This is a genomic window from Pseudonocardia pini, from assembly GCF_013870575.1.
GTDB classification, from domain to species: domain Bacteria; phylum Actinomycetota; class Actinomycetes; order Mycobacteriales; family Pseudonocardiaceae; genus Pseudonocardia; species Pseudonocardia pini.
Genome location: NZ_JACBXB010000232.1, coordinates 1 through 7265, shown reverse-complemented (window position 1 = coordinate 7265; position 7265 = coordinate 1). Strand labels below are relative to the sequence as shown.

Sequence of the window (7265 nt, the reverse complement as noted above, 5' to 3'; positions counted from 1 at the left end):
GGTGGGGGTTCCCGGTCGGCGCGGTCGGGCACGTCCCGGTCCTGGGACACGGTGTCGAGGTCGGCGCGGTGCAGGCCTGCTGATGCCCCTTTCGTGCCGGTTCGGGCGGGTCCCGCGCGCCGGGTGCGGAGGTCGCCGCTAGGTTCGGGGTGTGCGCTCCCTGACGCGATCCGTCGCAGGCACGGTCCTGGCCCTGCTCACCGTCCTGCTGACCCTGGCCGCCTGCTCCGCGGATCCGACCCCGCCGGCGCCCGCCACGCCGTCGGCCACCCCGGAGAGCGCCCCGTCGGCGGCCCCCGTGGACCCGAACGCCGTGCTCGAACCCGGGCAGCCCCGGCTGCTCGCCTCCGGCCTGGAGGTGCCCTGGGGCGTCGCCTTCCTCCCGGACGGGTCCGCGCTGGTCACCGAGCGGATCCCGGCCACGATCTCGCGGGTCGCGCCGGACGGGACGGTCACCCGGCTGGGCAAGGTCGAGGGCGTCACGCCGACGGGCGAGGGCGGGCTGCTCGGCATCGCGCTCTCCCCGGACTACGCGACCGATCGCACGCTCTTCGTCATGTTCACGACGTCGAACGACAACCGGGTCATGAAGATCGTCGCGAACCCGGACGGGACGATCGACGGCTCCCGCGACAACCAGCAGGAGGTCGTCACCGGGATCACCAAGGGCGGCAACCACGACGGCGGGAGGCTCGCCTTCGGGCCCGACGGCTACCTCTACATCACCGCGGGCGAGGCGGGCCGCGGCGAACCCGCCCAGGAGCGCGACGACATCGGCGGCAAGATCCTGCGGGTCACCGCGGACGGCGAGCCCGCACCCGGCAACCCGTTCGGCACGCAGGTCTACACGCTCGGCCACCGCAACCCGCAGGGCCTGGCCTGGACGCCGGACGGCACGCTCTACGCCGCCGAGTTCGGCCAGCAGACGTGGGACGAGATCAACCGGCTGCAGCCCGGCGGCAACTACGGCTGGCCGACGGTCGAGGGGCAGGAGGGGCGGGACGGGTTCGTCGACCCGCTGGCCCAGCAGGCCGTGCGCAACGCCTCCTGGAGCGGCCTGGCCTACGCGGGCGGCTCGCTCTACGTCGGCGCGCTGCGCGGGGAGCGGCTGTTCCGCTACCCGGTGAACCCGGACGGGACCCTGAGCGAGGCGCAGGTCCTGTTCGACGAGGAGTTCGGCCGCATCCGCACCGTCGCGACCACCCCGGACGGCAGGTCGCTCTGGTTCACCACGAGCAACCGGGACGGCCGCGGCGACCCGCGTCAGGACGACGACAAGATCTACGTCCTCCCGCTGGCCTGACCGGAGCGCAGTGTGGGTGGTGTGGAGACGTCGACGTCGGCCGGTGCGGTGCGCGGGACCGAGAAGGACGGGATCGCGCGGTATCTCGGCGTGCCCTTCGCCGACCCGCCCGTGCGCTTCGCGGCGCCCGTGCCCCGCACGCCCTGGGAGGGCGTCCGGGACTGCACCTCGCCCGGGCCCACCGCGCCGCAGCCGCCGCGCACCTTCGGCCCGCTGGACCTCATGCCGGTGATCGGGGAGGCCCGCAGCGGCGAGGACTACCTCACCGTGGACGTCTGGACGCCCGGGGGGACCGACCTGCCCGTGATGGTGTTCCTGCACGGCGGCGCGTTCGTCGCGGGCGGGCCCGGCGCGCCCGCGTACGACGGGACGGCGCTCGCGCGGGCGGGCGTGGTGCTGGTGTCGGTGACCTACCGGCTGGGGATCGAGGGGTTCCTGCCCGTCGGGGACACCAACGTCGGGCTGCGGGACCAGGTCGCTGCGTCCTCGTAGGACAGCGGGCCGCCGGCGCCGACGTGGTCGGAGAGCCGGTGTCCCTGCAGGTACTCGGTCACGACGAGGTCGACCCCGCCGTCGTGCAGGACGTCGTGCACGGCCAGCAGCCCGGGGTCGCGGAGCACCCCGATGAACCGGGCCTCGCGCAGCAGCGCCTCGCGGAAGCGGGTGTGGTCGGCGGGCCCGGGGCGCCCCGGCAGCTCGAGCTCTCGGACGACGACCTGTCTGCCGGTCACCCGGTCCTGCGCACGCCAGACGGGGCCCAGGGCACCGGCACCGAGGCCGTCGAGCACCACGTACCGGCCCCCGACGAGCCGACTGGGTTTCACGAGCCGAACCGGACGGTCACGGGCGCGTGGTCGGACCAGCGCGAGTCGTAGCTCGACGCCCGCTCCACGCGCGCCTCGACGGGGGCCAGGCCGGGGGTGGCGAGCACGTGGTCGATCCGCCAGCCCGCGTCGTTGTCGAAGGCGCGGCCGCGGTAGGACCACCAGGTGTAGGGCCCGTCGACGCCCGGGTGCAGCGCCCGCACGGTGTCCTGCCAGCCGCTCGCGCACAGGTCGGCGAGCCAGGCGCGCTCGTGCGGGAGGAAACCCGAGTGCGCGAGGTTGTTCCGCCAGGCCCGGATGTCCGCCTCGGCGGGTGCGATGTTGAAGTCCCCGGCGACGACCATCTCGCGGCCGTCGGCGACCGTCTTGCCCAGGTGCTCGGCGAGGGCCGCCAGGAACCGGTCCTTCTCCTCCTGCTTGGGGGTGCCCGCCTGACCCTTCGGCAGGTACAGCGAGGCGACGGTCAGCCCGGGCAGGTCGACCTCGACGTACCGCCCGTGCCCCGCGAACTCCGCGGCGCCGATCCCGGTGCGCACGGCGAGCGGCGCCTCGCGGCTGAGGATCGCGACGCCGTTGCGGCCCTTCGCCGACGCCGGGTCGAGGGTGAGGTGCAGGCCCGCGGTGGCGGCGAGGAACTCCCGCGGGAGCTCGACGGCGAGGGCGCGCACCTCCTGCAGGCACACGACGTCCGCGCTCGTCCCCGCCAGCCACTCCAGAAAGCCCTTGGTGGAGGCCGCCCGGATGCCGTTGACGTTCGCCGTACCGACGGTGACCGGGGTCAGCAGGTGCTCCCCTCGGTCGCGGCGAGCCGCTCGTTGACCGCCCAGCGGTTGTCGCCGACGAGCTTGCGGAAGCCGTTCTCGATCAGCCCCGGCTCGGCGTCGACGCGGATGCCGGGGGCGAGCTGGTCGACCGGTTCGAACTGGGTGGAGGCGCTGCGGTAGACGTCGAGCGGGGCGGCACCCTGGACGGCCATCACGCAGCCGGTCTCGTTGGTGGTGCCGGTGCCCTGGGTGAACAGCGCGATGACGGCCAGCACGGTCCCGGCGAGCAACACGAACGTCCAGCCCCTGAAGGACGCAGCCTCCAGCTTGGGCACCGTGAACTTGGGCCGCAGCGCCATGATCCCTCCCCCGTGACACACCCATCCTCACCGTAGCGGAGCCCGTCCGCGAATCGTGCGACGTCGGCGACCTCCGGGTGAACCAGGACGCGCGTACGGGATAGCGTGGGGGCGACAAGGGTCGATGAGGTCCGCATCTGGTCAGCGAGGAGAGACGTGAAGGTCATCTACACCTATACGGACGAGGCGCCGGCGCTGGCGACCCACTCGTTCCTGCCGGTCATCGAGGCCTACGCGGGCAAGGCGGGCATCGCGGTCGAGACCCGCGACATCTCCCTCGCGGGCCGGATCCTGGCGCAGTTCCCCGACCTGCTGACGGCCGACCAGAAGGTGTCGGACGCGCTCGGCGAGCTGGGCGAGCTGGCCAAGACGCCCGAGGCCAACATCATCAAGCTGCCGAACGTCTCCGCGTCGATCCCGCAGCTCAAGGCCGCCGTCAAGGAGCTGCAGGCGGCCGGGTTCGCGGTGCCGGACTACCCGGAGAACCCGCAGACGGACGCCGAGAAGGCGGCCCGCGCGGCGTACGACGCCGTGAAGGGCTCCGCGGTCAACCCGGTGCTGCGCGAGGGCAACTCGGACCGCCGCGCCCCCGCGTCGGTCAAGAACTTCGCCAAGAAGCACCCGCACTCGATGGGCGCCTGGTCGAAGGACTCGACGTCGCACGTCTCCACGATGAGCGCGGGGGACTTCCGGCACTCCGAGAAGTCGGTGACCCTCCCGGCGGCCACCACGCTGCGGATCGTGCACACCGCCGCCGACGGCACCGAGACCGTGCTCAAGGACGGGCTGAAGGTGCTCGAGGGCGAGATCGTCGACGCCGCGGTGATGAGCGCCGCCGCGCTGAACACCTTCCTCGCCGAGCAGGTCGCCGACGCCGCCGACAAGGGCGTGCTGTTCTCGGTGCACCTCAAGGCCACGATGATGAAGGTGTCCGACCCGATCCTGTTCGGGCACGCGGTCCGCGCCTACTTCAAGGACGTGTTCGCGCAGTACGGCGCGGACCTCGCCTCCGTCGGCGCCTCGCCGAACGACGGCCTCGCCTCGGTGCTCACCGCGCTGGACAAGCTCCCGGCGGAGAAGAAGGAGGCCATCTCCGCGGCGATCGAGGCCGGCTACAGCTCCGGCCCGCGGCTGGCGATGGTCGACTCCTCGCGCGGGATCACCAACCTCCACGTGCCGTCCGACGTCATCATCGACGCCTCGATGCCGGCCGCGATCCGGACGTCGGGCCAGATGTGGAACGCCGACGACGCCCAGCAGGACACCAAGTTCGTCATCCCGGACTCGTCCTACGCGCCGCTCTACGCCGAGACCGTGGACTTCTGCCGCGAGCACGGCGCCTTCGACCCCACGACCATGGGCACCACGCCCAACGTCGGCCTGATGGCGCAGAAGGCCGAGGAGTACGGCTCGCACGACAAGACCTTCGAGATCGAGACCGCGGGCACCGTCCGGGTCCTCGACGGCGACACCGTCCTCCTCGAGCACGCGGTCGAGCCCGGCGACATCTGGCGCGCCTGCCAGACCAAGGACGCGCCGATCCGCAACTGGGTGGAGCTGGCCGTCGGGCGGGCGAAGGCCACCGGGTGGCCCGCCGTGTTCTGGCTGGACGAGACCCGCGGGCACGACGCCGAGGTGATCAAGAAGGTGAAGGCCCAGCTCGCCGAGCTGGACACCGACGGCCTCACGATCGAGATCCTCCCGGTCGCCGAGGCCACCCGGTACACGCTCAAGCGGGCCAAGGCGGGCGAGGACACCATCTCGGTCACCGGCAACGTGCTGCGGGACTACCTGACCGACCTCTTCCCGATCCTCGAGCTCGGGACCAGCGCGAAGATGCTCTCGATCGTCCCGCTGATGAACGGCGGCGGGCTGTTCGAGACCGGCGCGGGCGGGTCGGCGCCGAAGCACGTGCAGCAGCTGGTCAAGGAGAACCACCTGCGGTGGGACTCCCTGGGCGAGTTCCTCGCGCTGGCCGTCTCGCTGGAGTTCCTGGCCGACGCGGACGACAACGCCCGCGCCCGGCTGCTCGGCACGGCTCTCGACGCGGCCACCGGCACGCTCCTCGAGACGGGCCGGTCGCCGTCGCGCAAGGTCGGCGAGATCGACAACCGCGGCTCGCACTTCTACGTCGCGCTGTACTGGGCGCAGGAGCTGGCGCGGCAGACCGAGGACCCGGAGCTGGCGTCGATCTTCGCCCCGCTCGCGGAGAAGCTCGCCGCGGCGGAGTCGACGATCGTCGAGGAGCTCACCGCGGTCCAGGGCGAGCCGGTCGACCTCGGCGGGTACTACTTCGTCGACAAGGCCAAGACCGACGCGGTCATGAAGCCGAGCAAGACCTTCAACGAGGCCCTCGCCGCCTTCTGACCTGTGAGCGGCGATGGTCGCCATGGCGACCATCGCCGCTCACGACCAGGTCAGGTGCTGGAGACGCCGGGGATGCGGCCGTCGCGGAAGGCGTCGACGAACAACGCGTGGTCGACCCGGACCTGGGCGGCGTAGGAGTGGGCGAAGTCGGTCACCCAGGACACGAACTCCTCCTCCCGACCCGCCACGACGTGCGCGATCGCCTCCTCGGTCTGGAAGCCGACGAGGGTGTTGTCGGCGTCCGAGTCCGCCACGCAGTGGATCTTCGCCGTGGCCCGCCCCAGGTACTCGACCACCGGCGCGATGTCCGCGGGCTCGGTGAGGTCGGACCAGTCCAGGTCCGCCTCGTAGGGCGACACCTCGCTGACCACGAACCCGACGCCGTCGATCTCGGTCCACCCCAGGTGCCGGTCCGCGTGGGCCTGCAGCGCCCGCTGGCTCAGCACCGTGCGGTGCCCGTGGTGCTCGAAGGCCTGCGCGACCCGGGGATCGGTGACGACCCGGGACGGCGCCGCGACGTTCCCCTGCTTCATCGAGAGCACCACGTCGTTGTCCAACGCCTGGTTGTAGCCCTCGATCAGGACCGTGTACGCGGGCAGCCCCGCCGACCCGATGCCGAAGCCGGACTTCCCGGCCAGGTCCTTGATCGCGTAGGTCACGCCCGCACTGCGGCCCTGCGGGATCGTGCCGAGGTACCGCTCGAAGGCGCTCTCGACGCGGGCCCGCTCGGCGTCGTCGAGCCTGCGGACGGACGGGCCCGCGCGCAGGATCCGGTCGAAGCCCTCGGTCTCGGTGATCGCGTCGAGCAGCGCGACGCGGGTGGCGAGCTTCGCGCGCAGCAGCGCCTGCTGCACCGGGCCCTCGGTGGTGTCGAGGCGCAGCGCGAAGTCACGGTCGTCCGCGACGCGGGTGAAGGTGTGGACCTGGTCGAGGTAGCCGCGCGTGTAGCGGCCGACCAGGTCGGTGATGGCCGCGTCGGAGATGGCCTTGCGCCAGGAGAGCAGGGCGAGGCTCGCCGCGAAGCGGGTGACGTCCCAGGTGAAGTGGCCGAGGTAGGCCTCGTCGAAGTCGTTGACGTCGAAGATCAGGACGCCGTCGCCGTCCATGTAGGTGCCGAAGTTCTCGGCGTGCAGGTCGCCCTGGATCCACACGCGACCCGTGCGCTCGTCGGCCCAGGGGTCCTCGCGCTCCGCGACGTCCGCGTAGAACAGGCACGCGCTGCCCCGGTAGAAGGCGAACGGGTCGGCCGCCATCTTCCGGAACTTGGCCCGGAAGGCGACCGGGTCCGCGGCCATGAGGTCGGCGAAGGCGGAGACGAGGGTGTCGACGATCGCGGTGCTCCGGTCGGGCATGGTCGCGCACGCTAGCCGACGGTCAGTGAGCCTCGGGTGATCGTCAGCGCGAGGAGGAGCACGGCGATACCGAACCCCGTGTAGCAGACGACGTCCACCACCCGCCCCCGGATCGCGAGCAGGCCCGCGCGCGGGGGCGGCAGGACGCCGCGCAGCACGGCCGCGACCAGCAGCGATCCGCCGAGCAGCGCCGAGCCCTGGCGCCAGTGCTCGGTGAGCACCTGCACCATCCCGAACCCCGCGATCAGCAGCACGAGCACCAGCGCCCCGTGCGTCTCCGCCCAGGGCCGGAACCC

The 7265-nt window shown here is 72.3% G+C and carries 8 protein-coding genes; 3 read left to right on the top strand and 5 right to left on the bottom strand.

All coding sequences use genetic code 11. The features are described 5' to 3' along the window. The first annotated feature begins 151 nt into the window (after nucleotides 1-151). Together H5J29_RS15040 and H5J29_RS15035 are read left to right on the top strand one after the other, a co-directional pair. Nucleotides 152-1303, top strand: coding sequence for a PQQ-dependent sugar dehydrogenase (locus H5J29_RS15040; protein WP_181781584.1), 1152 nt, complete (start codon nucleotides 152-154; stop codon nucleotides 1301-1303). A gap of 21 nt (nucleotides 1304-1324) precedes the next feature. After that, nucleotides 1325-1795, top strand: coding sequence for a carboxylesterase family protein (locus H5J29_RS15035; protein ID WP_312858233.1), 471 nt, complete (start codon nucleotides 1325-1327; stop codon nucleotides 1793-1795). Here H5J29_RS15035 and H5J29_RS15030 read toward each other — a convergent pair. Genes H5J29_RS15030 through H5J29_RS35100 form a run of 3 tightly spaced genes read right to left on the bottom strand, consistent with a single transcriptional unit; the run spans nucleotide 1714 to nucleotide 3250 of the window. After that, the gene (locus H5J29_RS15030) at nucleotides 1714-2127 is read right to left on the bottom strand and encodes a protein kinase family protein (protein WP_181781582.1); all 414 of its coding nucleotides are present in this window, start codon (nucleotides 2125-2127) and stop codon (nucleotides 1714-1716) included. The genes H5J29_RS15035 and H5J29_RS15030 overlap by 82 nt on opposite strands. Then, on the bottom strand, nucleotides 2124-2909 hold the full coding sequence (locus tag H5J29_RS15025; protein WP_312858235.1) for an exodeoxyribonuclease III: 786 nt from the start codon (nucleotides 2907-2909) through the stop codon (nucleotides 2124-2126). The genes H5J29_RS15030 and H5J29_RS15025 overlap by 4 nt, the downstream gene beginning before the upstream one ends. Continuing rightward, a complete protein-coding gene (locus H5J29_RS35100; protein WP_246393895.1) occupies nucleotides 2906-3250 on the bottom strand; it encodes a hypothetical protein in 345 nt (114 codons plus the stop codon). The genes H5J29_RS15025 and H5J29_RS35100 overlap by 4 nt, the downstream gene beginning before the upstream one ends. 156 nt (nucleotides 3251-3406) lie before the next feature. Between H5J29_RS35100 and H5J29_RS15020 the strand changes: the two genes are divergently transcribed. Continuing rightward, nucleotides 3407-5617, top strand: a complete 2211-nt coding sequence (locus tag H5J29_RS15020; RefSeq protein WP_181781580.1) for an NADP-dependent isocitrate dehydrogenase — start codon at nucleotides 3407-3409, stop codon at nucleotides 5615-5617. 50 nt (nucleotides 5618-5667) lie between these two features. Here the strand turns inward: H5J29_RS15020 and H5J29_RS15015 are convergent, their stop codons facing one another. Continuing rightward, nucleotides 5668-6969: a DUF2252 domain-containing protein gene (locus H5J29_RS15015; protein WP_181781579.1), complete on the bottom strand. Its 1302-nt coding sequence runs from the start codon at nucleotides 6967-6969 to the stop codon at nucleotides 5668-5670. Between the two features lie 11 nt (nucleotides 6970-6980). Next, the coding region (locus H5J29_RS15010) for a DUF3017 domain-containing protein (protein WP_376768536.1) at nucleotides 6981-7265 on the bottom strand (285 nt) is incomplete at its 5' end.

Bases quoted from the DNA above. Each gene is read 5' to 3' on its own strand.
- H5J29_RS35100 (WP_246393895.1), bottom strand. From the start codon at position 3,250: ATGGCGCTGCGGCCCAAGTTCACGGTGCCCAAGCTGGAGGCTGCGTCC.
- H5J29_RS15015 (WP_181781579.1), bottom strand. From the start codon at position 6,969: ATGCCCGACCGGAGCACCGCGATCGTCGACACCCTCGTCTCCGCCTTC.